The sequence below is a fragment of the Lutibacter aestuarii genome, assembly GCF_042676885.1.
In the GTDB taxonomy this organism is placed as follows: Bacteria; Bacteroidota; Bacteroidia; order Flavobacteriales; family Flavobacteriaceae; genus Lutibacter; species Lutibacter aestuarii.
On the sequence record NZ_JBHTIC010000002.1, the window covers coordinates 373906 to 398069 of the forward strand.

At 29.0% G+C, this 24164-nt stretch carries 22 protein-coding genes and 1 tRNA gene; 17 read left to right on the top strand and 6 right to left on the bottom strand.

Annotation, left to right across the window (positions count from 1 at the left end):
* Nucleotides 1-20 precede the first annotated feature (20 nt).
* Together ACFQZW_RS01665 and xrtF are read right to left on the bottom strand one after the other, a co-directional pair.
* Nucleotides 21-467: an exosortase F system-associated membrane protein gene (locus tag ACFQZW_RS01665; protein ID WP_386781355.1), complete on the bottom strand. Its 447-nt coding sequence runs from the start codon at nucleotides 465-467 to the stop codon at nucleotides 21-23.
* Nucleotides 464-1000, bottom strand: coding sequence for an exosortase family protein XrtF (gene xrtF, locus ACFQZW_RS01670; RefSeq protein WP_298263589.1), 537 nt, complete (start codon nucleotides 998-1000; stop codon nucleotides 464-466). The genes ACFQZW_RS01665 and xrtF overlap by 4 nt, the downstream gene beginning before the upstream one ends.
* Nucleotides 1001-1039: 39 nt before the next feature.
* On the opposite strand from xrtF, the gene ACFQZW_RS01675 reads away from it, so the two are divergent.
* The 7 genes from ACFQZW_RS01675 to rodA all read left to right on the top strand — a co-directional run bounded on the left by ACFQZW_RS01675 (nucleotide 1040) and on the right by rodA (nucleotide 8741).
* Complete coding sequence (locus ACFQZW_RS01675; RefSeq protein WP_298287268.1) at nucleotides 1040-1492, top strand: GAF domain-containing protein; 453 nt, start codon at nucleotides 1040-1042, stop codon at nucleotides 1490-1492.
* 166 nt (nucleotides 1493-1658) lie between these two features.
* Nucleotides 1659-3185, top strand: coding sequence for a bifunctional phosphoribosylaminoimidazolecarboxamide formyltransferase/IMP cyclohydrolase (gene purH, locus ACFQZW_RS01680; RefSeq protein WP_386781356.1), 1527 nt, complete (start codon nucleotides 1659-1661; stop codon nucleotides 3183-3185).
* Nucleotides 3186-3239: 54 nt separating this feature from the next.
* A complete protein-coding gene (locus tag ACFQZW_RS01685; RefSeq protein WP_298263585.1) occupies nucleotides 3240-4268 on the top strand; it encodes a rod shape-determining protein in 1029 nt (342 codons plus the stop codon).
* A 22-nt stretch (nucleotides 4269-4290) separates the two neighbouring features.
* Nucleotides 4291-5121 (top strand): rod shape-determining protein MreC, encoded by an 831-nt coding sequence (gene mreC / locus ACFQZW_RS01690; protein ID WP_386781357.1) that lies wholly within the window; start codon nucleotides 4291-4293, stop codon nucleotides 5119-5121.
* Entirely contained in the window at nucleotides 5114-5620 is a 507-nt protein-coding gene (gene mreD / locus ACFQZW_RS01695; protein WP_298263582.1) for a rod shape-determining protein MreD, read from the top strand. The genes mreC and mreD overlap by 8 nt, the downstream gene beginning before the upstream one ends.
* Entirely contained in the window at nucleotides 5621-7471 is a 1851-nt protein-coding gene (gene mrdA, locus ACFQZW_RS01700; protein ID WP_298263580.1) for a penicillin-binding protein 2, read from the top strand.
* Nucleotides 7461-8741: a rod shape-determining protein RodA gene (gene rodA / locus ACFQZW_RS01705; RefSeq protein WP_298287270.1), complete on the top strand. Its 1281-nt coding sequence runs from the start codon at nucleotides 7461-7463 to the stop codon at nucleotides 8739-8741. The genes mrdA and rodA overlap by 11 nt, the downstream gene beginning before the upstream one ends.
* A 96-nt stretch (nucleotides 8742-8837) precedes the next feature.
* Here rodA and rpsT read toward each other — a convergent pair whose 3' ends face one another.
* The 3 genes from rpsT to proS form a co-directional block, all read right to left on the bottom strand.
* Nucleotides 8838-9089 carry a 30S ribosomal protein S20 gene (gene rpsT / locus ACFQZW_RS01710; RefSeq protein WP_298263578.1) on the bottom strand — a complete coding sequence of 84 codons (252 nt, stop codon included), beginning with the start codon at nucleotides 9087-9089 and terminating at the stop codon, nucleotides 8838-8840.
* Between the two features lie 24 nt (nucleotides 9090-9113).
* Nucleotides 9114-9185 (bottom strand) — tRNA-Glu (locus tag ACFQZW_RS01715).
* Nucleotides 9186-9272: 87 nt separating this feature from the next.
* Nucleotides 9273-10748 (bottom strand): proline--tRNA ligase, encoded by a 1476-nt coding sequence (gene proS / locus ACFQZW_RS01720; protein ID WP_386781358.1) that lies wholly within the window; start codon nucleotides 10746-10748, stop codon nucleotides 9273-9275.
* Between the two features lie 105 nt (nucleotides 10749-10853).
* Here proS and ACFQZW_RS01725 point away from each other — a divergent pair, with 105 nt between their 5' ends.
* From ACFQZW_RS01725 to porT, 5 genes are all read left to right on the top strand, one after another.
* Nucleotides 10854-11996 (top strand): hypothetical protein, encoded by a 1143-nt coding sequence (locus tag ACFQZW_RS01725; RefSeq protein ID WP_386781359.1) that lies wholly within the window; start codon nucleotides 10854-10856, stop codon nucleotides 11994-11996.
* A gap of 29 nt (nucleotides 11997-12025) precedes the next feature.
* Nucleotides 12026-13369, top strand: coding sequence for an OmpP1/FadL family transporter (locus ACFQZW_RS01730; protein WP_386781360.1), 1344 nt, complete (start codon nucleotides 12026-12028; stop codon nucleotides 13367-13369).
* A gap of 102 nt (nucleotides 13370-13471) precedes the next feature.
* Nucleotides 13472-14371 carry a NifU family protein gene (locus tag ACFQZW_RS01735; RefSeq protein WP_372801559.1) on the top strand — a complete coding sequence of 300 codons (900 nt, stop codon included), beginning with the start codon at nucleotides 13472-13474 and terminating at the stop codon, nucleotides 14369-14371.
* Between the two features lie 8 nt (nucleotides 14372-14379).
* Nucleotides 14380-15108 (top strand): bifunctional demethylmenaquinone methyltransferase/2-methoxy-6-polyprenyl-1,4-benzoquinol methylase UbiE, encoded by a 729-nt coding sequence (ubiE, locus tag ACFQZW_RS01740; RefSeq protein ID WP_298263571.1) that lies wholly within the window; start codon nucleotides 14380-14382, stop codon nucleotides 15106-15108.
* Between the two features lie 3 nt (nucleotides 15109-15111).
* On the top strand, nucleotides 15112-15810 hold the full coding sequence (gene porT, locus ACFQZW_RS01745; protein WP_386781361.1) for a type IX secretion/gliding motility protein PorT/SprT: 699 nt from the start codon (nucleotides 15112-15114) through the stop codon (nucleotides 15808-15810).
* On the opposite strand, the gene ACFQZW_RS01750 is transcribed toward porT, so the two are convergent.
* Nucleotides 15807-16535 (bottom strand): TrmH family RNA methyltransferase, encoded by a 729-nt coding sequence (locus ACFQZW_RS01750; RefSeq protein WP_386781362.1) that lies wholly within the window; start codon nucleotides 16533-16535, stop codon nucleotides 15807-15809. The two genes, porT and ACFQZW_RS01750, sit on opposite strands and share 4 nt — an antisense overlap.
* 79 nt (nucleotides 16536-16614) lie before the next feature.
* On the opposite strand from ACFQZW_RS01750, the gene tamL reads away from it, so the two are divergent.
* The 5 genes from tamL to ACFQZW_RS01775 all read left to right on the top strand — a co-directional run bounded on the left by tamL (nucleotide 16615) and on the right by ACFQZW_RS01775 (nucleotide 23983).
* The gene (tamL, locus tag ACFQZW_RS01755; protein WP_449284321.1) at nucleotides 16615-19083 is read left to right on the top strand and encodes a translocation and assembly module lipoprotein TamL; all 2469 of its coding nucleotides are present in this window, start codon (nucleotides 16615-16617) and stop codon (nucleotides 19081-19083) included.
* Between the two features lie 114 nt (nucleotides 19084-19197).
* The gene (gene fbaA, locus ACFQZW_RS01760; protein ID WP_386781363.1) at nucleotides 19198-20265 is read left to right on the top strand and encodes a class II fructose-bisphosphate aldolase; all 1068 of its coding nucleotides are present in this window, start codon (nucleotides 19198-19200) and stop codon (nucleotides 20263-20265) included.
* Between the two features lie 106 nt (nucleotides 20266-20371).
* The gene (accD, locus tag ACFQZW_RS01765) at nucleotides 20372-21232 is read left to right on the top strand and encodes an acetyl-CoA carboxylase, carboxyltransferase subunit beta (RefSeq protein WP_298263563.1); all 861 of its coding nucleotides are present in this window, start codon (nucleotides 20372-20374) and stop codon (nucleotides 21230-21232) included.
* A 186-nt stretch (nucleotides 21233-21418) separates the two neighbouring features.
* The gene (rpsO, locus tag ACFQZW_RS01770) at nucleotides 21419-21688 is read left to right on the top strand and encodes a 30S ribosomal protein S15 (protein ID WP_298263562.1); all 270 of its coding nucleotides are present in this window, start codon (nucleotides 21419-21421) and stop codon (nucleotides 21686-21688) included.
* Nucleotides 21689-21823: 135 nt separating this feature from the next.
* Nucleotides 21824-23983, top strand: coding sequence for a polyribonucleotide nucleotidyltransferase (locus ACFQZW_RS01775; protein WP_298263561.1), 2160 nt, complete (start codon nucleotides 21824-21826; stop codon nucleotides 23981-23983).
* The last annotated feature ends 181 nt before the right edge of the window (nucleotides 23984-24164 follow it).

Sequence of the window (24164 nt, forward strand, 5' to 3'; positions counted from 1 at the left end):
CTATATTCAAATAAATTTATTTATTTGAAGGGCTTCTTTTTATTTTTAATGTGTTCATAATAAAAAGCAGGTAGTAAAATAAATAAAAAAAGCGGGTGTATCAAAAATCTTCTAACATAAAAAAGGAAGATATAATTCTCTGTGAAATTAAATATTAAAACTAAAAATAGGATAATGGTTAAAATAAGAAAGGCTACTAAATAAAATTTGATTGAAAAAATAAGGTTTTTTAAATTTTTAAAAACTAAGTAAATAATTATTAAAGACAATAATGTATTTAAAAAATACCTTAAAAAAATATTGAATAAATATTTTGAAATATGTAATGAAGGAATACTTTTATGCAAATAATCATTTTTAAAATAAGTTATAAGCGGATCATAGAAGTAGGGTTCAACAATTACTCTTACACCTATCAACATGAAAGTTAAAACAACAATTAATAAAATACGAACTTCTTTTTTCATTTTTTTAATTTAGAAAAATACCGAACCCAAACAAACCACAGTAAAAATGTAACTCCATATATAATTGAAGGAAAAACTACATCATGTAGTAATTTTTCATATTCTGGGTATTTGTATAAAGCAATACTAATAATTGTCACTCTAATTATATTAGTTCCATAAATTATTAAACTCCCAAAAAGTACATATAATGCTGTTACTTTAAAAGTATTTGCAAAAGCAATTATGAAAGCAATAAATAAAATAATAATGCTTATGGAGTTGCATCCTTCAATAATACGTGCAATATAAGTATCATTGATAAATAGTTTCATAGAAACCTCTTCTGAATGTTGTTCAACTTTGGCATTGTAACCTAAAAAATTAAGTAGTTTACTTGTTTGAATAGCAACAGTTTTAGTAATTGGTGCGCAAGCAAATATTTCTATTTTATTTTGTGTACTATTTAAATACCAAGAGTATATTAAAAATAATATCAAATAGGTGCCAAAAAATTTAATTAAAAAGAATACAACGGTTTTATTGTTTTGCACAAAAAAAGAGTTTTAATTTGTATAAAATTACAAATTAAAATGAATTTATCTCAATTAAAAAAATCGGTAACAGGCATTATTGAAAATAATACTTCAATTTCTTATAAATTACAAAGTATTTGTGATTTGTTAAAACAAGAAATTGAGTATTATGATTGGGTGGGCTTTTATTTTAAAAATGGTGATAAACAAGAACTAAAACTCGCAGAGTTTTCTGGAGAGCCTACGGAACATGTTATTATTCCTTTTGGAAAAGGTATTTGTGGTCAAGTAGCCGTTAGCAATAAAAATTTTATAGTTCAAGATGTAACTTCTCAAGATAATTATATTTCTTGTGGTTGGAAAGTAAAAAGCGAGATTGTAATCCCAATTTTTGTGAATGGCGAAAATATTGGGCAAATTGATATAGATTCTCACACTGTAAATCCTTTTACTAGTGATGATGAGAACTTGTTGGAATTTGTATGTAAAAACGTAGCTAAAATTTTATAAAAAACTTCTCAAAACTATTTTTTGAAGTTTAAAGCATCAAAAAGAGATGTTTAAATTAACTTTAAGAATTAAAACTTAATGTTAAAAATAATTAAAATTAACCCATTATTTGTATTGTTTAAACAGCTGATAATTATTAGCTTTGCGGAAAATAACAACACAGCAAATGAACACTACTAAAAAAGCAAAATCAGCACTTATTTCGGTTTTTCATAAAGATGGATTAGCACCAATTGTTCAAAAATTAGATGAATTAGGGGTTAAAATTTATTCAACAGGTGGAACTGAAAGTTTTATTAAAGAATTAGGAATTAATGTAATACCAGTTGAAGATTTAACCTCATATCCTTCCATTTTAGGAGGTAGGGTTAAAACATTGCACCCAAAAGTTTTTGGAGGAATCTTGGCAAGAAGAGAAAACGAAAATGATTTATCTCAACTAACAGAATATGAAATTCCTGAATTAGATATTGTAATTGTTGATTTATATCCATTTGAAAAAACCGTTGCAAGTGGAGCTTCAGAACAAGATATAATAGAAAAAATTGATATTGGGGGAATTTCATTAGTACGTGCAGCAGCTAAAAATTTTAAGGATGTAATTTGTGTTTCTTCAATGAAACAATACAATGAATTTTTACAAATTATGGATGATAGCAAAGGAGAAACAACTTTAGAGCAACGCAAACGTTTTGCTGCTAAATCTTTTGCTGTTTCAAGTCATTATGATACAGCAATTTTTAACTATCTTAACAAAAATGAAGTTGTTTTTAGAGAAAGTTTTGATGAAGTTTCAACATTGCGATATGGAGAAAACCCACACCAAAAAGGTTACTTTTTTGGGAATCTAGATGAATTATTTGAAAAATTACACGGAAAAGAGCTTTCATATAATAATTTATTAGATGTTGATGCTGCTGTAAATTTGATGGAAGAATTTAAAAATGATGCTCCTACTTTTGCAATTTTAAAACATAACAATGCCTGTGGTTTAGCGCAACGAGTATCTTTGAAAGAAGCATATTTAGATGCTTTAGCCGGAGATCCAACATCAGCTTTTGGAGGAGTTTTAATTTCTAACAAAGAAATTGATCAAGAAACGGCTGAAGAAATTCATAAATTATTTTGTGAAGTAGTCATTGCTCCAAGTTATACTTCAGAAGCTTTAGAGTTGTTAAAAGGGAAAAAAAATAGAATTATTTTAATTCAAAAAAACATTAAATTACCTCAAACTCAATATAGAACTGCACTAAACGGTGTTTTATGTCAAGATAAAGACAACAAAACAGATGATGGCAGCGTTATTAAAACTGCAACTTTAAAAGAACCTTCAGCAAGAGAGCTAGATGATTTATTTTTTGCTTCAAAAATTTGTAAACACACCAAATCAAATACAATAGTATTGGTAAAAAACAAACAACTTTGTGCGAGTGGTACAGGACAAACTAGTAGAGTAGATGCATTAAACCAAGCTATTGCTAAAGCAACTCATTTTAATTTTGATTTAAAAGAAGCGGTAATGGCGAGTGATGCCTTTTTCCCTTTTCCTGATTGTGTAGAAATTGCAAATAAAGCAGGAATTAATGCTGTAATTCAACCAGGAGGCTCGATTAAAGATCAATTATCAGTTGATTATTGCAATGAACATAAAATGTCTATGATATTTACAGGAACTCGTCATTTTAAACACTAATTTTAGTAACTTTGTAAGGTTTCCATTTAAAAATTAAAAAATACAAGAAAAAATATGGGTTTTTTCGATTTTATGACCGAAGACATTGCCATTGATTTAGGTACTGCTAATACACTAATTATTCATGATGGCAAAGTGGTGGTTGATGCACCATCAATTGTAGCTAGAGATAGAAATTCAGGTAAAATTATTGCAACTGGAAAAAAAGCCAGTTTAATGCAAGGAAAAACTCACGAAAACATAAAAACCATTCGTCCATTAAAAGATGGTGTAATTGCAGATTTTGAAGCTTCGGAACAAATGATAAAAGAATTTATCAAGAATATTCCAAGTATAAAAAAGAGATTTTTTACACCTTCATTAAGGATGGTTATTTGTATTCCTTCAGGAATTACAGAAGTTGAAAAACGTGCTGTAATTGATTCTGCAGAACACATGAATGCAAAAGAAATTTACTTAATACATGAGCCTATGGCTGCTGCCATAGGTATTGGTATTGATATAATGCAACCAAAAGGAAACATGATTATTGATATAGGTGGAGGTACTACTGAAATTGCTGTAATAGCATTGGGTGGTATTGTTTGTGATAAATCGGTAAAAGTTGCAGGAGATGTTTTTACGTCAGATATTTCGTATTATATGAGAACACAACATAATTTATATGTTGGGGAACGTACTGCCGAAAAAATTAAAATACAGATTGGTGCAGCTACAGAAGATTTAGAAACCCCTCCTGAAGATATGTTAGTACAAGGTAGAGATTTATTGAGCGGTAAGCCTAAACAAGTTCAAGTGTCTTTTAGAGAAATATCAAAAGCATTAGATAAATCAATTTTAAGAATTGAAGATGCTGTAATGGAAACGCTTTCTAAAACACCTCCTGAATTGGCAGCAGACATATATAATACTGGAATTTATTTAGCTGGTGGAGGGTCTATGCTTAGAGGCTTGGATAAACGTTTGTCAAGGAAAACAGATTTGCCTGTTTATGTTGCTGAAGACCCTTTAAGAGCTGTAGTTAGAGGTACAGGCATTGCTTTAAAAGACCTTGAAAAATACAAAAATGTATTAATGAAATAATAGAAAACTCTTTAAATAATAAATGCAGCAAATAATTTACTTTATTAGAAAATTTAGATACTTTCTGCTGTTTATAATATTAGAGATTTTTGCTTTTTATTTTACAATTCAACATCACACTTACCATAAAAGTAAATTTGTAAATTCTGCTAATTTTATAACAGGTGGTATTTATAATAAAGTGAACTCTATTAATGAGTTTTTTCACTTGAAACATGAGAATCAACTTTTAATTGAAGAAAATACACGTTTAAAAAATTTATTAGAAAGAAAACTCAATTCACCAAACGATAAAATTTTTTTAATTGAAGATTCAACCAAATATTTCCAAAAATATAATTACATCCTAGGAAAGGTTATCAATAATAATTTTACTAAAAGAGACAATTATTTAACTTTAGATAAAGGAATTAAAAATGGCTTAAAAAACGACTTAGGTGTTATTAATTCAAAAGGAGTAATAGGAGTTATAAAAAATGTATCTACTAATTATGCAACTGTACTATCAATTTTAAATAGCAATTCAAAAATTAATGTACGGTTAAAAAATAGCAATCATTTTGGTACATTGGTATGGAGTGGCAAAGATTCTCAAATTTTACAAATAATTGATATACCAAGACAAGCGATACTTAAAAAAGGTGATACGATTATAACAGGAGGTAAATCTGCAATATTTCCTGAAGGAATTCTAGTAGGTGTAATTAAAGACTTTCATTTTGATAATAACCAATATCAACAAATTAATGTAAGTTTATTTAATGATATGACTTCATTAGGTTATATTCAAATAGTTAAAAACCTTCAAAAAGAAGAGCAATATCAACTTGAACAAACAACCATAAATGAATAAATTGATTTTGATAAATATTGTTCGGTTTATAAGCTTAGTTTTATTACAGGTTTTAGTATTAAATCAAATTAACTTTTTTGGGCATTTAAACCCTTTGGTGTATATAGTTTGGGTATTTTTATTTCCTATTAGAAAAAATAAAGCAACATTTTTAATACTTAGTTTTTTATTGGGTATTTCAATTGATTTTTTTTCAAACTCAGGAGGAATAAACGCTGCAGCAACTTTATTTATAGCATATTTTAGATTACCAATATTAAAACTTATATTAAGAAAATCGGATTTTGATTTTCTGTTATTTAATATAAGAGGAATTACATTTAGTAAAGCTTTCTTCTTTATCTTTATTTTAACTTTCATACATCACTTTATAGTATTTACATTAGAATATTTTAGTTTTAATGAATTTTCAGCTGTTTTTTATAACACAATTTTAACAAGTATCATTACAATTATTTTAAGTATTTTGGGTATTATACTATTCACAAAAAAGAAATAAATGAAACGCAAAGGGTTGTTGATTTTTTTAATTCTATTTATAGGGGTAATTTTTATATTTAGATTATTTTATTTACAAATATTAAGTTCAGAATATAGTATTCCTACATTAAACAATTCTGCTGTAAAAGTAACTTATGATTATCCTGAAAGAGGTTATATTTATGATAGAAATGGTGTGTTATTAGTTGCAAATCAGCTATCTTATGATATTATGATCATCCCCAGAGAGGTAAAACCATTGGATACCTTAGAGTTTTGTAATTTGCTTAAAATTTCAAAAGAGGATTTTATCAATAAATTTAATAGAGCAAAACGCTATTCAACAAGAATTCCCTCAACCTTTTTAGCACAACTATCTAAAACAGATTATGCATATTTACAAGAAAAGATGTATAAATTTAAAGGGTTTTATATTCAAAAAAGATTGTTGAGAGAATACCCTATAAGTTCTGCACCTAATGTTTTAGGTTATATTAGTGAAGTTAATGAAGGAATGATTAAAGAGAATCCCTACTATCAATTAGGTGAATTGATTGGTACTGCAGGAGTAGAAAAAACTTATGAAGAAACGTTAAGAGGTACAAAAGGGGTTAAATTTATTCAAAGAGATAGGTTTAATAAAGAAATTGGTCCTTATAAAAATGGAATCTATGATACACTTCCAATTCATGGAAAAGATATTACATTAACTATAGATACTAAACTCCAACAATATGGCGAAGCTTTAATGGTTAATAAAAGAGGAGGCATTGTAGTAATTGAACCTTCAAGTGGAGAAATTTTGGCATTGGTTTCTGCACCAACATATGATCCAAATTTGATGGTAGGGCGAGAACGTTCTAAAAATTTCACTAAATTCTATTTAGACACTATTAGTAATCCATTGCTTGATAGAGGTTTAAAGGGAGAATACCCTCCTGGATCTCCGTTTAAAGTAATAACAGCACTTACAGCCTTACAAGAAAATGTAGTTACACCATCAACCGTAATTCGTTGTGTCAATAACCAATATCATTACGGAAATAGAACAATGGCTTGCCATTGCAATACCTATGGAAGCCCCGTAGCTCTTAATAAAGCTATTTATAGATCTTGCAACAGTTATTTTGCAAATGCTTATAGAAAAATTATAGAAAAATACCCAACTTCCTATGAAGGAATGAATGTTTGGAGTAAACATGTAAAAAGTTTTGGGCTTGGAAATTATTTAAATAATGACCTTTCAGTTGGTCAAAAAGGATTAGTTCCTGATGGCGATTTTTATAATAAATGGTACCCTAATACACGTTGGACAGCAACTTATAGTATTTCAAATTCAATAGGGCAAGGAGAAGTGTTAACTACTCCAATTCAATTAGCAAATATGACAGCTACTGTTGCTAATAGAGGATTTTATTATACACCACATATTGTAAAAAAAATTGAAAATGAAAAATTAAATAAAAATTTTACAGTACCAAAATATACAACAATAAATAAAAAACATTTTGAACCTGTGATAGAAGGTTTATTCAATGTATTTGAAAATCCTAGAGGCACAGCCAGTTGGTCTAAGGTAAAAGGAATAGAAATTTGTGGTAAAACTGGAACAGCGGAAAACCCACATGGACAAGATCATTCAATTTTTATTGCATTTGCCCCTAAAGATAATCCTAAAATAGCTATTGCAGTTTTTGTAGAAAATGGATACTGGGGTTCACGATGGGCAGGTCCTATTGCAAGTTTAATGATAGAAAAATATTTAACAGGAGAAACAATTAGACCTTGGAAAGAAAAACAAATGTTTAATGGAAGTTTGCAAGAAGAATATGAAAAGCAATTAATAGAAACTACAAAAGTTGAGAAGTAAAAAAGCTAACATATTATATGGTATAGATTGGATATTAGTGCTATTCTATTTAGTATTAATTTTTTTAGGATGGATAAATATTTATTCAGCAACAGTTACCGAAACTGAACAAGAATTGATAAATTTTACAACTGAATATGGAAAACAGTTAGTATGGATTGGGTTAAGTTTTCCATTAATCTTTATAATTTTACTTTTTGAAGCTAAATTCTATGAAAAATATGCATCAATAATTTATATCATATCACTTATTTCTTTAGTAGGGCTTTTTGCTTTTGGTAAAAATATAAATGGCGCAACTTCTTGGTATGATATAGGAGGGGTTAGTAGTATTCAACCCTCAGAATTTGTGAAGGCAGCAGTTGCTTTAGCACTTTCAAAGTTAGTGAGTGATAAGTTATTTAACTTAAAAAAATTTAATACTCAAATTCAAGCGTTACTTATTTTATTTTTCCCTGCTTTTTTGATTACCCTTCAGCCAGATCCAGGTTCAGCATTGGTTTACACTGCTTTTATTTTTGTATTACATAGGGAAGGATTGCCATTTTATTTTATTACTATAGGTTTTATAGCTTTAATTCTATTTATTACAACTTTATATTTTGGATTTATAAATACTTTAGCAGGGTCATTAGTTTTATTTCTACTAATCATATTATATTTTAATTTTTATAGAAAGAAAGCTTTTAAAAGAGGTTGGTTAAAAATTATTGGAATTTATTTAGTGGCAGCTTTTTTTATTTTTAGTGTTGATTTTGTTTTTAATCATGTTTTTGAACAAAGACATAGAGATAGATTTAATATTTTACTGGGCAAAACTACTGATATTAAAAGTATAGGCTATAATACCAATCAATCTGTAACAACAATTGCGTCTGGAGGATTAACAGGAAAAGGATTTTTAGAAGGTGAACGTACTCAAGGTGACTTCGTTCCAGAGCAACAAACAGATTATATTTTTACAACTGTTGGTGAAGAATGGGGGTTTTTAGGAAGCTCTTTAGTAGTTATTTTATTCGTCTTTTTTTTATTAAGAATAATTCATGTAGCTGAAAGACAAAAAACAAAATTCAGCAGAGTTTATGGGTATAGTATAGCGGCAATCTTTTTTACTCATTTTACAATTAACATAGGGATGGTTTTAGGGATACTTCCAACCATAGGAATTCCTTTACCGTTTTTTAGTTACGGAGGCTCTGCTCTTTGGGGTTTTACGGTATTATTGTTTATTTTTATTAGGTTAGACGCTAATAGAAGTTATGAATGGTAATGGTGAAAAAGTTTAATTGAAGCAATAAGATTAAACTATTAAGCATAAAAAAAGCATCCAAAAAAGGATGCTTTTAAAAATTTTATTTAATAAAAATTATAACGCTGCAACGTGTTTCGTTAATTTAGATTTTAAATTGCTAGCTTTATTCTTATGAATAATGTTCTTTTTAGCTAATTTATCAATCATAGCAACCACTTTTGGAAATAATTCCTCAGCTTCTTTCTTTTCAGTTGCAGCACGTAAGTCTCTAACAGCATTACGAGTAGTTTTATGCTGATATTTGTTTCTTAATTGCTTAGCGCGATTACTTCTAATTCTTTTTAATGCTGACTTGTGATTTGCCATTGTTTAATTCTTATTAATTTTTTGTAGTCCGTAGGGGAATCGAACCCCTGTTACCAGGATGAAAACCTGGCGTCCTAACCCCTAGACGAACGGACCATTTTGTTTTTAACGATGACGTTATTTCGTCATTGCGGATGCAAAAATACAACTATTTTTTATTCCACAAAATTTTTTTTAAAAAAATTAATATGCTTTTGCAAATAATACTCTTTGAGTTGATTTTTTACCTGTTAAAACGCACTTTCCTTCTTCAATTTTATTATTTAAGGGAATACATCTAATAGTAGCTTTCGTTAATTCTTTAATTTTATCTTCTGTCTCGGCAGTGCCGTCCCAATGGGCAGATACAAAGCCTCCTTTGGTATTTAAAATATGTTTAAACTCTTCAAAAGTTTCTACTTCAATAATATGAGATTCTCTATAGTTATATGCTTTAGTGAATAAATTTTCTTGAATTTCTTTTAAGGTTTTTTCAACAAAATCAACCACATTTTCTTGAGAAATGCTTTGTTTTTCTAAAGTGTCTCTTCGTGCAATTTCTAATGTGCCGTTTTCTAAATCTCTTGGTCCCATTGCAATACGTAAAGGAACTCCTTTTAATTCATACTCAGCAAATTTCCAACCTGGTTTATGGGTTGTTCTATTGTCAAATTTTACAGAAATATTTTTACTGCGTAATTCTTTTACAATTTGATTTATTTTTTCTGAAATAGCATCTAATTGTTCGTCATTTCTATGTATTGGTATAATAACAACTTGAATTGGAGCTAAATTAGGAGGTAAAACCAAACCTAAATCATCAGAATGTGTCATAATTAAAGCTCCCATTAGTCTGGTAGAAACTCCCCAAGATGTTGCCCAAACGTGTTCTCGCTTTCCTTCTTTAGAAGTAAATTGTACATCAAAAGCTTTGGCAAAATTTTGACCTAAAAAGTGAGAGGTTCCGGCTTGAAGTGCTTTTCCATCTTGCATTAAACCTTCAATACAATAAGTTTCAATAGCACCAGCAAAACGTTCACTAGCTGTTTTTAATCCTTTAATTACTGGCATAGCCATAAATTTTTCAGCAAAATCGCCATAAATATCTAAAATTAATTCAGCTTCTTGGATGGCTTCTTTTTCTGTAGCATGTGCAGTATGACCTTCTTGCCATAAAAATTCTGCGGTTCTTAAAAATAAACGGGTACGCATTTCCCAACGAACTACATTAGCCCATTGATTTATTAATAAAGGTAGGTCTCTATAAGATTCAATCCATTTTCTATAAGTATCCCAAATAATTGTTTCAGATGTTGGTCTAACAATTAATTCTTCTTCTAGTTTGGCTTCAGGATCTACAACAACACCACTACCATCTTCTGCATTTTTTAATCTGTAGTGTGTAACTACAGCACATTCTTTAGCAAAACCTTTTACATGGTCAGCTTCTTTACTTAAATATGATTTAGGTATAAATAGTGGGAAATAAGCGTTTTCATGTCCAGTTTCTTTGAACATTTTATCTAGTTGTGCTTGCATTTTTTCCCAAATAGCAAAACCATAAGGTTTAATTACCATACAACCTCTTACACCTGAGTTCTCAGCTAAATCAGCTTTTACAACAAGTTCGTTATACCATTTAGAATAGTCGGTTTCTCTCTTTGTTAAATTCTTGCTCATAATCAAAAGTTTGGCATAAATATTGCAACTTTTTTATATAAAAGTGCTAATTTGGGCAAAATTAGTTTTTTTTGAATAGTTCAACAATAAAAAAGTCAATTGATTATGGAAGTTTCAAAAATAGTTAACGGAAAATTTCTACGCTTAAGTATTTTCTCAATGCTTTTTCTAGGGTTATATTCTTGTGGCACCTACCAAAGCGTGTACAATAATGAAAATGATGGAATTTACGTTTCTTCAAATCAAAATGATGAAGAAATTGTTATTGTTGAGAAATCTGAATTTGATAAAAATTACTTTACTTATCAATTAGAAGAGCTTCAAGAATTGAGAGATGATGATGTTTTTACGAATATTGATGAATATTATGCAGAAGATAATCTCGAAGAATATGCTGAAGAAAACGCCCCTTGGGAATATACAACGGATGTTACCATAAATGTAAACTCAGGATATATAGGTTCAAGTTTTTATTGGTATAATCCTTTTTTCCATCCTTACCATAATTATTATCCTTATTATTCAAATTATTATTACAGACCTTGGAGATATAACTATTATCCTTACTATTATTCATATGGATATAATCCATATTATTATGGAGATTATAGTTATTATGGCTATTATAATTATCCATATTATAGAAGTTATCCTTACAATTATTACCATTCTAGCAATAGATATAATAGGTATGATAGTTATGGAAAAAGAACATCGTACTCTGCTAACAACAATAGGAGGTACAGTAATAATTCGTCTGTTATAAGTAGAAGAAATAGTAATATTAACCAATCTAACAGGAGAACCTATAATTCTAATATTAGAAGAACAGAAAATGGAACCATTAGAAGATCTATAAACAGAAATAATAATAATTTTAATAGAAATAATTCGATAAATAGACAATCTACTAGGTCTAACAGTACTATTCAAAGATCAAATAGTAATTCTAATAGAAGATCTTCAACTGTTCATAGGAGAAATTCAGCTTATAGAATTGAACCAACTACTTCAAGAAATGCTAATTGGAGAAATGCAACAAGAACTGTAAACAGAGTGGTTTCTAATAATAACACTTCTGTAAGAAATAATAATAGAAACACCTCTAGAAGTAATTATTCAAATAATTCTTCTGTAAATAGAAGTTCTTCTAACCGAAGTTCATCCAATAGAAGTAGCGTTTCTAACTCAAATTCATCCAATAGAAGTTCTTCAAGTGGAAGTAGATCAATTTCAAGAAGAAATTAAATATTCACAAAAAATAATTCTGTAGTATTATGAAAAAAATATACATAATGGCAGTTCTTTTATGTACTGCTTATATAGCTAGTGCTCAAACATTGGGATATAATGATGTTGGAGTGTTATTTTCAAAGGAAACTATTAATGGAACTGCCCGTTATAATGGGATGAGTGGTGCCTTTGGAGCCTTAGGAGGAGATTTGTCTGCTGTAGATGTAAATCCTGCCGGTGCTGCTGTTTTTTTGAATAGTGAGTTTGCACTTTCTTTGAATTTGAAAAATATAGAAACAAATGCTACGTATTATGGCAATAAGGAGTTTTCTGAAAATGATGTCACTAATTTATCTCAAGCAGGTGGCGTATTTGTTTTTAATAATTCATATAAAAATTCTGGTTGGGGAAAAATAGCACTGGGTTTTAATTATAGCATTGTTAACGATTTTGAAAACCAATGGATTGCAAAAGGGAATAATAATTATCCAACTTGGATTGATGATCCTAATGATAACAGCATTCAATATTTAAACAGCGATGGTCAATATTTTGAAAATTATACTGAAGGAAAAAATGATAAGTATACTTTTACAATAGCTTCAGAATACAATAATAACTTATATATTGGTGCTTCGTTTAGTACCTATGATATTGAAAGTTATCAGCGAATTTTATTAGAGGAATATAATTATGATGGATCAGGAAATAACTTAGAAGCTTCCCTAATACAAGAACTGTTAACTTACGGAGAAGGTTTTTCTTTCAATGTAGGCTTAATATCTAAGCCAAATGATAATATTCGCTTAGGTTTGGCATACCAATCACCAGTTTGGTACAATTTAGCTGAAGATTATTTGGATTATGATTTAGAAGTTTATGTTAGTAATACAAACGAGGTAATCTCTGATTATTCTGGAATTAATGCATTTGATTATAAGCTGAGAACCCCAAGTAAATTAACAGGAAGTTTTGCGTATATTTTTAATAAACAAGGTTTAATTAGTGTTGATTATATCCATAAAAATTATAGTAATATCAATTTAAGCGGTGGTAATTTTGTATCAGAAAATAATCAATTTGAAACCGACTTAAAAAGTGTTGGAGAATTTAAAATAGGAACAGAGTGGCGTTTTGATGCACTATCTTTAAGAGGAGGTTACCATTATGAAAAAAGCCCTTATAAAGCAGCTTTAGATTCAGATGCAATTGAAGGATATTCTTTAGGAGCTGGCTATAAATTTAGAGGAGGAAAGTTAGATGTATCTTATCAAAATGATACAAATACATCAGCTTATAATTTTTATCCACAATATAATAATATCAATTCCTCAGAGTTAGATTTTAACACTTCAAAAGTTACAATAACATTAGTTTTAAATATTTAATTACCAATATTTGAGTTTTAAAAACGCCTCTAATTAGAGGCGTTTTTTATTTTTAACACAAATACCAAAATATGTTTTGTATTTTTGCACAAATATTAAAAAATGGAAGAAGTTACCTTAAAAATAGAAAAAACAACGAACGATGCTATTCTAAAGTTTACAGCAAATACTGTTTTAATTAGCGGAAGTTATCAGTTTAACAATATAGATGAAGCTAAAAATTCACCATTAGCACAACAATTATTTCATTTGCCTTTTGTAAAGCGTGTTTTAATTTCTGCTAATTTTATTGCTATTGAAAAATTTTCTATAGTTGAATGGAGTGATGTGGAACAAGAAGTGAAAGAACAAATGGAAGCCTATTTAAATAGTCCAGGAGGGGTATTGGTGTTAGAAGAGAAAGAAACAACTAAAAAAGTTCCTGTTGAAGTATATTCTGAAGTAACCCCAAATCCATCAGTTTTAAAATTTGTAGCCAATAAATTACTGGTTAAAAATGATTTAGAATATAAAAATATTGATGAAGCGAAAGATTCTCCTTTAGCAACAGGTTTGTTTAATTTTCCTTTTGTAAAAGAAGTTTTTATTTCAGAAAACTACATTTCTATCACCAAGTTTGATGTTGTTGAATGGGCTGAAATTACTAATGAAATTAGAGGTTTTATAAAGGAGTTTATAGCAGATGGTAAAACAATAGTTGAAAAAAATGCAGAAAACAAAGAAACAACTTCAACTGAAAGTATTCAACTAGAAGATTTAGATGATGTTTCAAAACAAATTATAGCTATTTTAGATGAATACATTAAACCTGCGGTTGCTGCTGATGGAGGAAACATACTTTTTCAATCTTATGAAACCAAAACAAAAACAGTAAATGTTATTTTACAAGGAGCTTGTAGTGGTTGTCCGTCATCAACAGTTACTTTAAAAAATGGAATTGAAAATATGTTAAAACAATTAATCCCAGGGCAAATTGAACAAGTTGTAGCTTTAAACCAATAAAAATATAAATGTCAGAAAAAATAAAGCCTTATAAAGACTCTGAATTAGGTAAAAAAGAACAAGTCGCTAAAATGTTTGATACTATTTCAAAAGATTACGATGGCTTAAATCGTGTAATTTCTTTTGGAATTGATGTAAAATGGCGAAGAAAAGTAGTGAATATTGTTAAAAATACAAACCCTAATTTAGTATTGGATATTGCTACTGGAACAGGTGATTTAGCTATTAATTTAACCAAAACAAGTGCTTCTAAAATTATTGGATTAGATATTTCTGAAGGAATGTTAGAAGTAGGAAGGTATAAAATTGAAAAACTAAAACTAACCGATAAAATTGAAATGGTTTTAGGCGATTCTGAAATTATTCCTTTTGAAGAAAATACATTTGATGCTATTACAGTGGCTTTTGGAGTAAGAAATTTTGAGAACTTAGAAAAAGGGTTGTCAGAAATTTATAGAGTTTTAAAGCCCGGAGGAACTTTTGTTGTTTTAGAAACTTCAGTTCCAACTAAAACTCCTTTCAAACAAGGATATTATTTTTATTCAACAAAAATTTTACCAACCATTGGTAAATGGTTTTCCAAAGATAAAGTTGCATATAAATACTTATCCGATTCTGCAGCAACATTTCCTTATGGAAAAGCTTTTAACAATATTTTACAAAAAATTGGGTTTATAGATATTGAAAACAAACCACAAACTTTAGGTGTGGCATCAATATATATAGCTAAAAAGTAATTTATGAAAAAGCAATTTTTATTAATCCTTCTAGTAATTTTTTCTGTCACAGTAAATACTTATGCACAAAAAAAAGATAAAGTTATTTATAAGCAAACGTGGGACAATCAAAAAGTTTTTTGGGGATATTATTTAGGGGTAAATAAAAAAGACTATAAAATATCGTATTTAGTTGACCATGTTTTTGTAGATGTTAAGGCTTCTACAGGTTTTAATGTAGGACTTATTGGAGATTATAGGTTGCATAAAAATATTAGCTTAAGGCTTGAGCCTGGTCTTTCAAGCAATACTAAAGAATTGGCTTTTACACATATATATGGAGGCGCAAAAGATAGTATTAGAGAAGTAAATGCTACTTATTTAAGAATTCCATTACTCATAAAATTAAATGCGAACAGGTATTATAACTTTAGACCCTATCTTATAGGAGGAGTGTCATACGATTATAATTTTTCAAGTAATCAAGACAATCCAGATGACAACTATGAGGGTGAATTTAGAATGAAAAAAAATAATTTCACTTATGAAATAGGTATTGGAGTAGATTTTTATTTACCATACTTTATTTTTTCTCCATCTATTAGAGGTGTTTTTGCTATTAATAATGAGTTGGTAAAAGACAATAACCCTAACAGTCCGTGGACAGGTCCTATAGATTATTTTGGAACCCGAGGGATATTTTTAAAGTTGGCTTTTCATTAAGTGGTTCTCTTAAATTCACTTAAAAGAATGGCTGTAGCCGTAGCAACATTTAAACTTTCGGTTTGTTGTAAATTTCCAAAACGTGGAATGGTTAAATGATGATTTACAAATTTTAAAAGTTCTTCATTTATACCGTTAGCTTCATTTCCCATAACAAGTACGGCATTTTTTGGAAGCTTACTTTTATAAACGTTCTTACCATTTAAAAGTGTAGCGTATTTAGGTAAAGAAGTGTTTTTTAAAAAGTTTTCTAGTGTAGTGTAAACAATAGATACTCTAGTTAAAGATCCCATAGATGCTTGAACAACTTTAGAATTATAACAATCTACAGTAGTAGTACTACAAACAAGTTGAGCTACACCAAACCAATCGCATAACCTTATAATGGTTCCTAAATTTCCAGGGTCGTTAATTGTATCTAAAACAACAATAAGTCCTTTATTTAATAGGGGTTTTGTATTTGGAATTTTAAATAAAGCAACAACATTGTTGGGGGTTTTTAAAGAGCTTATTTTTTTTAATTCTAATTCATTTATAAGAGTTACTTTTTCATAGTTTTTATAAACTGAATTATCTAGGCAAAATAATTGTTCTAATTCAAAATTGGAGTTTAAAAACTCTTGTACAACTTTTGTTCCTTCAGCAATAAATAAATTATATTTAGCTCTGTACTTTTTTTGTTGTAAACTCGTTATTAATTTTAATTGATTTTTGCTTAAACTCATTAATAAAATTATAAATTTTGTGTAATTTGCTAATACCTTGAAATGTTTTACTTTTGAAACAAATTTAAACTCTTATTTATTGAAAAACAATTTTATAATATTATTAATTCTTCTGACTATAATTTTAAGTTTTTCAGCCTGTAATACGTTAAAGTATGTTTCCGAAAACGAAAAAATGTTGATAGATAATGCCATAATTGTTAATGGTAAAAAAAACGTTGATAATGAAATTAACGATTACATTGTGCAACGTCCAAATCAATTAGTGCTAGGAGTTCCTATACCGCTACATTTTTATAATTTAGGAAATAAAAACTATGAAACAAATTATGATAAGTGGAAGTTAGAAAACCCTAATTGGTACAAATTTACTTCTAGCGTATTTTCTGATAAACAAACACGTGGGCTTAGAAACTTCAAGTATAATATGCACCAATGGTACCTTAAAAATGGAGAAGCACCAGTAATTTTTGATTCAAAAAAAGCATTACAAACCGTTGGTAATTTAACGCAACATTATTATAATGAAGGATATTTTAAAGCGAAAGTGAGTTTTGAAGAGGTGGCTGTTAAAAATAAAAAGCTCAAGATAAATTATAAGATAGAAACCGATAAATTGTTTACCATAGATAGTATCTCCACAAACATAGAATCTAAGGTTTTAGATTCAATTTATATAGCAAACTCAAAGCATTCATTTATAAAAAAAGAAAGTCCTTTTAAATTGTCGTTATTTGTAAATGAACAAAATAGGCTTTCAGATTTATTTAGAAATTCTGGAGTGTATAGGTTTAATAAAAATGCGATTACTTTTGAAGCTGACTCTTCAAATTTTACTTCTGATGTTGCTCTTATTATTAACGATAGTATAGGAGGTGTACCATTTAAAATTCAGAAAATAAAAAGAATAAATGTTTTTACAGATTATAGTTATAATACAAAGGATAATCCTGTAAATGATACCGTTCAATATGAAGGTTATACATTCCTTTCACATAAAAAATTAAAATACAATCCAAAATATTTATTAAACACTATTTTTATTGAGCCAAATGAGGTTTACAAAGATATTACTCGAGAATTAACTAGAAAGCATTTAAGAGGATTAAACAACTTTAGATCAGTTGATATAAAATATACAGAACTTGAAGACGATATGTTAGAGGCAAATATAAATTTGACCCCACTTGAAAAATACTCAGTTGGAATTAGTACAGAACTAACACACTCCAATATTAGGCAGTTGGGTATTTCAGGAAAATTATCTTTTAGTAATCGAAATGTATTTAAGGGAGCTGAAATTCTGAATTTTTCCATTCAGGGATCATTTTTAGACTCAAAAGATGCAGCTGATAATGAAACTTTATTGAATGCTTGGGAAGTAGGAGGAGATGTATCGCTAGAATTGCCTCGCTTTTTTTTACCTTTTAAATCAGACAAAATTGTACAAAAAAGTAATTCTCCAAAAACAACCTTTACCTTAGGAACAAGCTTGCAAAAAAACATAGGTTTAGATAAGCAAAGATTTACGGGAATTGTTGACTATACTTGGGAAACTTCTAAATATGAAAAACATAGTTTTCAGTTGTTAAACGCTCAATTTATTCAAAATTTAAATGTGGATTCTTATTTTGATATTTATAAATCAGAGTTTAATGAAATTCAAAATATAGCTTCAACATATTTCAACCAAGAAATTACAACTACCAATGTAATTCCATTTATTAATGATAATATAGATGCTAATTTTGAACAAACCAATCCTACTGAATTTAGAATTGCTCAAAATATAAAAAAACGTCACAATATAATTACTGAAGATGTTTTAGTTCCAGCAATAGCTTATACTTATACATTAAATAATAGTGAAAATTATAAGGATAAAGATTTTTCATTTTTTAGAGCCAGAATTGTTTCTTCAGGAAATTTAACAACATTATTGTCAAATGAAAAAGATGAAAACAATGTGAAAACTTTGCTAAAAACACCAATAGCTCAATATATTAGAACCGATTTGGAGTATAAAAGATTTTGGAACATATCTTTAGAAAATATTTTGGCATTTAGAAGTTTTTTAGGAATTGCAATTCCTTACAATAATTCCAAAACAATTCCTTTTAGTAGAAGTTATTTTATAGGGGGACCTAATGATTTAAGAGCTTGGAGAATTTATAATTTGGGTCCAGGTTCTTCTCAAAGTGGCTTGGAATATAATGTTGGAAATTTAAAATTTATAAGTAGTTTAGAATATCGGTTTAAAATATTAAACAGCATTAAAGGAGCTTTATTTGTGGATGCTGGAAATATTTGGGATATTACTAATTCATCAGTATCATTACCTGAAGAAAAATTTAATGGATTCAAATCATTACAAGATATAGCTATAGGATCAGGATTTGGTATTCGATACGATTTAAGTTTTATATTACTTCGTTTAGATTTAGGTTTTAAAACCTACGAACCCTATTTACCTAAAGGAGAAAAATGGTTTAATAATTATAACTTTAACCATACAGTATACAATTTTGGTATAAGTTATCCATTTTAATTGATGTACTTAACTATTTCGATTTCGTTTTTTTTTTAATTCATAATTTATAAAACGCTTAGAATTCATTAATTTTGCTTAAAAGAAGTTATCAATAATCACACATAAAATATTATGAGTCATACAATTAAACCAGGAGTTGCAACAGGAAGCAAAGTACAAGAGATTTTTAAATTAGCAAAAGCTAAAAATTTTGCGTTACCAGCTGTAAATGTTATAGGCTCAAATACAATTAATACCGTATTAGAAACAGCAAAAGAACTAAATTCACCTGTAATCATTCAATTTTCAAATGGTGGAGCTCAATTCAATGCAGGAAAAGGATTGTCTAATGAAGGTCAAAAAGCAGCCATAGCAGGAGGTATTGCAGGAGCAAAACACATACATACTTTAGCGAAAGCTTATGGAGTTCCAGTAATTTTACATACAGATCATTGTGCTAAAAAACTATTACCTTGGATTGATGGATTGTTAGATGCAGGGGAACAATTTTATAAAGAAAATGGAGTTCCTTTATTCAGTTCACATATGATTGATTTATCTGAAGAATCACTAGAGGAGAATATTGAAATCTGTAAAACATATTTAGCTCGTATGAGTAAAATGGGAATGACTTTAGAAATTGAGTTAGGTATTACAGGAGGAGAAGAAGATGGAGTTGATAATTCTGATGTTGATGCATCTAAATTATATACACAACCAGAAGAGGTAGCTTATGCGTATGAAGAACTAAAAAAAGTAAGTGATAATTTTACAATTGCAGCATCATTTGGTAATGTTCACGGTGTGTACAAACCAGGAAACGTTAAATTAACACCAAAAATTTTAGATAATTCTCAAAAGTATATTGAAGAAAAATATGGCACAGAAAGCAATCCTGTAGATTTTGTATTCCACGGAGGTTCTGGATCTTCATTAGAAGAAATTAGAGAAGCAATTGGATATGGAGTAGTAAAAATGAATATTGATACAGATTTGCAATTTGCGTTTACTGAAGGGATTAGAGATTATATGAATGATAAAATTGATTACTTAAAAACTCAAATAGGGAATCCTGAAGGAGCAGATCAACCAAATAAAAAGTATTATGATCCACGAGGATGGTTACGTAAAGGAGAAGAAACTTTTAAAGTTCGTTTAATTGAAGCATTTAAAGATTTAAACTGTGTAAATACACTTTAAACTTTACCGTAAATAATCAAAAAAATAAAGAGAACATATTTTTATACGTTCTCTTTATTTTTTTTAGTAATTTGCACCTCTATTTTCAACTTAAAATAACATATGTATGTCATCTTGGTTTAAAAGAAAAGATAAAGGGATTCAAACTCCCACAGAAAAGAAAAAAGATGTACCAAAAGGCTTATGGTATAAAACGCCTAGCGGTAAAATTGTAGATACAGAAGAATTAAAAGAAAATTTTTATGTAAGTCCAGAAGACGGTTACCATGTACGAATTGGAAGTGCTGAATACTTTGAAATTCTTTTTGATGATAATAAATTTAAAGAATTAGATAAAGATATGGTATCTAAAGATCCTTTAAAATTTACAGATAGTAAAAAGTACACTGAAAGATTAAAGGATGCCTATGAAAAAACTAAATTAAAAGACGCCGTAAGAACTGCTGTTGGTAAATCTTATGGGAAAGATTTGGTAGTAGCGGCAATGGATTTTGCTTTTATTGGTGGTTCTATGGGAAGTGTGGTTGGTGAAAAAATTGCTCGTGCTATAGATTATTCTATTAAAAATAAAATTCCTTTTTTAATGATTTCTAAGTCTGGAGGGGCTAGAATGATGGAAGCTTCATATTCTTTAATGCAATTGGTAAAAACATCTGCTAAATTAGCACAATTAGCAGAGGAAGGAGTTCCTTACATTTCATTATGTACAGATCCAACTACTGGAGGAACTACAGCATCATACGCTATGTTGGGAGATGTAAATTTTGCTGAACCAAATGCCTTAGTTGCATTTGCCGGTCCTAGGGTTGTGAAAGATACAACAGGAAAAGAATTACCTCCTGGGTTTCAACGCTCAGAGTTTGTACTGGAACATGGGTTTTTAGATAAAATAATTGAACGTAAAAATTTAAAAAAACAAATCAACTTATATATAGATTTAATTCAAAATTTACCTATAAGAAAATAAAAATGAGCGAGTTTTAACTCGCTTTTTTTAGTGTAATTAATTTCAATTAAATAACTATTGTAATTAATTAATTAAATAAGTTGCGTTTATATTTGATTGTTAATCAAAATAATAATAGTATATTTGCGGCCTGTTAAACATAAAGTTTAGCACTGCATAAAAATTATTAATAAAATTAATGTTAGCATGTATTTAACAAAAGAGAAAAAAGCAGAAATTTTTGCAAAACACAATGAATCAGCAACCAACACTGGTTCATCAGAAGGTCAAATTGCCTTATTTACTTTTAGAATTAACCATTTAACTGAACACTTAAAAAGAAATCGTAAAGATTACAATACTGAGCGTGCTTTGGTTAAACTAGTAGGTAAAAGAAGAAATTTATTGGATTATTTAATTAAAACTGATATTGTTAGATATCGTAAGATAATTCAAGAATTAGGAATAAGAAAATAATTTCAAAATTAAGAGGCTACTATTGCCTCTTTTTTTTATTTTATTCTACTTAAAAAAGCATAGATTAAACTTTTCATTGGTAAACACACAACACAACAACAACCAATTGTTTAATTAAATTTTAAAAAATTATTTATGATACCTAAGGTACATACACAAATTATTGAATTAGGAGATGGAAGAACTATCTCACTTGAAACTGGAAAATTAGCAAAACAAGCGCATGGTTCGGTTGTTGTTAGAATGGGAGATGCCATGTTACTATGTACAGTTGTATCTAATTACACTGCAAGTCCAGGTGTTGATTTTTTACCCTTAACAGTAGATTATAGAGAAAAATTTGCTGCTGCTGGTCGTTATCCAGGAGGTTTCTTTAAAAGAGAAGCAAGACCAAGCGATGGAGAAGTGTTAACAATGCGTTTAGTGGATAGAGTATTACGTCCACTTTTTCCAAAAGATTACCATGCTGAAACACAAGTAATGATTCAGTTAATGTCTTCAGATGATGAAGTAATGCCAGACGCTTTAGCTGGGTTAGCAGCATCAGCTGCAATACAATTAAGCGATATTCCTTTTGAGACACCAATTTCAGAAGTTAGAGTAGCAAGAGTTAATGGAGAATTTATCATTAACCCAAGTAGAAAAGTATTAGAGCAAGCCGATATTGATATGATGGTTGGTGCTTCTTCTGATTCTGTGATGATGGTTGAAGGTGAAATGGATGAATGTAGTGAAGAAGAAATGGCAGAGGCAATTAAATTTGCACATGAAGCTATTAAAAGCCAATGTAAGGCTCAATTAGCTTTAGCAGAGGCTTTTGGAAAAAAAGAAACTCGTGAGTACGAATTAGAAGTAAATGATGAAGCGTTAGAAAAAAGAGTTCATGAATTAACGTATCAAAAAGTTTATGATGTAGCTAAAGTAGGAAGTTCTAAAAAAGAACGTAGTGAAGCTTTTGCAGCCATAAAAGAAGAAGTAAAATTAACTTTTACGGAAGAAGAGCTAGAAGAAAAAGGAGATTTAATTTCTAAATATTATTCAAAAGCTGAAAAGAGTGCTGTAAGAGATTTAACACTAAACGAAGGTTTGCGTTTAGATGGTAGAAAAACTACTGAAATTAGACCAATTTGGTGTGAAGTAAATTATTTACCTTCTACTCATGGTTCCTCAATTTTTACTAGAGGAGAAACACAAGCATTAGCTACAGTAACTTTAGGAACTTCAAGAGAAGCTAACCAAGTTGATATGCCAACTTACCAAGGAGAGGAAACATTTTACTTACATTATAATTTTCCACCATTTTCAACAGGAGAAGCTCGTCCTTTAAGAGGAACTTCTCGTAGAGAAGTTGGACATGGAAATTTAGCGCAAAGAGCTTTAAAAGGAATGATTCCAACGGATTGTCCTTATACAGTTAGAGTTGTTTCTGAAATATTAGAATCTAATGGTTCTTCATCTATGGCAACAGTATGTGCAGGAACTATGGCGTTAATGGATGCAGGTATTCAAATGAAAAAACCAGTTTCAGGAATTGCAATGGGGTTAATTTCCGATGGTGATAGATATGCCGTTTTAAGTGATATTTTAGGTGATGAAGATCATTTAGGAGATATGGATTTTAAAGTTACTGGAACAGCAGACGGAATTACTGCTTGCCAAATGGATATTAAAATTAAAGGTCTTTCTTATGAAATTTTAGTAAATGCATTAAAACAAGCTAGAGAAGGACGATTACATATACTTGGAAAGTTAACAGAAACTATTAACCAACCTGCTACAACTGTAAAAGCACATGCTCCAAAAATGGTAACAAGAACCATTCCAGGTGAATATATTGGAGCCTTAATTGGTCCAGGAGGAAAAGTAATACAAGAACTACAAAAAGAAACAGAAACTACCATTGTAATTAATGAAGATCCTGTTACTGAAGATGGACTTGTAGAAATTTTAGGAACTAACCAAGAAGGTATTGATGCCGTATTAGCTAAAATTAAAGCCATTACTTTTAAACCTCAAGTAGGTAGTGTTTATGAAGTAAAAGTTATAAAAATGCTAGATTTTGGTGCGGTAGTTGAATATGTAGAGGCTCCTGGAAATGAAGTACTTTTACATATTTCCGAACTAGCTTGGGAAAGAACCAATAATGTATCAGATGTTGTAAGCTTGGGAGATGTAATAGATGTGAAATACTTTGGTATGGATCCAAAAACTAGAAAACCTAAAGTCTCAAGAAAAGCATTATTACCAAGACCTCCAAGAGAGGAAAAGAGAAAAGAAAAAAGAGAAGAAAAATAAATTTTATTTCTTACTAATTAAAACTCCTCAATATTGAGGAGTTTTTTATTCAACTAATTCAAATTTAAAAGTATTTTTAAATTAAGCTTATTTAAAAGTCTAATTTTGTTATTTTAGACCTTTGTAATTTTATTTAAACTTTACTTTAAGCTTAAATTTTATTTACTAATAATTATAATTA

Coding starts and splice junctions, on each gene's coding strand:
- ACFQZW_RS01665 (WP_386781355.1), bottom strand. CDS start 467: ATGAAAAAAGAAGTTCGTATTTTATTAATTGTTGTTTTAACTTTCATG.
- ACFQZW_RS01675 (WP_298287268.1), top strand. CDS start 1,040: ATGAATTTATCTCAATTAAAAAAATCGGTAACAGGCATTATTGAAAAT.
- purH (WP_386781356.1), top strand. CDS start 1,659: ATGAACACTACTAAAAAAGCAAAATCAGCACTTATTTCGGTTTTTCAT.
- ACFQZW_RS01685 (WP_298263585.1), top strand. CDS start 3,240: ATGGGTTTTTTCGATTTTATGACCGAAGACATTGCCATTGATTTAGGT.
- mreC (WP_386781357.1), top strand. CDS start 4,291: ATGCAGCAAATAATTTACTTTATTAGAAAATTTAGATACTTTCTGCTG.
- mreD (WP_298263582.1), top strand. CDS start 5,114: ATGAATAAATTGATTTTGATAAATATTGTTCGGTTTATAAGCTTAGTT.
- mrdA (WP_298263580.1), top strand. CDS start 5,621: ATGAAACGCAAAGGGTTGTTGATTTTTTTAATTCTATTTATAGGGGTA.
- rpsT (WP_298263578.1), bottom strand. CDS start 9,089: ATGGCAAATCACAAGTCAGCATTAAAAAGAATTAGAAGTAATCGCGCT.
- proS (WP_386781358.1), bottom strand. CDS start 10,748: ATGAGCAAGAATTTAACAAAGAGAGAAACCGACTATTCTAAATGGTAT.
- ACFQZW_RS01725 (WP_386781359.1), top strand. CDS start 10,854: ATGGAAGTTTCAAAAATAGTTAACGGAAAATTTCTACGCTTAAGTATT.
- ACFQZW_RS01730 (WP_386781360.1), top strand. CDS start 12,026: ATGAAAAAAATATACATAATGGCAGTTCTTTTATGTACTGCTTATATA.
- ACFQZW_RS01735 (WP_372801559.1), top strand. CDS start 13,472: ATGGAAGAAGTTACCTTAAAAATAGAAAAAACAACGAACGATGCTATT.
- ubiE (WP_298263571.1), top strand. CDS start 14,380: ATGTCAGAAAAAATAAAGCCTTATAAAGACTCTGAATTAGGTAAAAAA.
- porT (WP_386781361.1), top strand. CDS start 15,112: ATGAAAAAGCAATTTTTATTAATCCTTCTAGTAATTTTTTCTGTCACA.
- ACFQZW_RS01750 (WP_386781362.1), bottom strand. CDS start 16,535: ATGAGTTTAAGCAAAAATCAATTAAAATTAATAACGAGTTTACAACAA.
- fbaA (WP_386781363.1), top strand. CDS start 19,198: ATGAGTCATACAATTAAACCAGGAGTTGCAACAGGAAGCAAAGTACAA.
- accD (WP_298263563.1), top strand. CDS start 20,372: ATGTCATCTTGGTTTAAAAGAAAAGATAAAGGGATTCAAACTCCCACA.
- rpsO (WP_298263562.1), top strand. CDS start 21,419: ATGTATTTAACAAAAGAGAAAAAAGCAGAAATTTTTGCAAAACACAAT.
- ACFQZW_RS01775 (WP_298263561.1), top strand. CDS start 21,824: ATGATACCTAAGGTACATACACAAATTATTGAATTAGGAGATGGAAGA.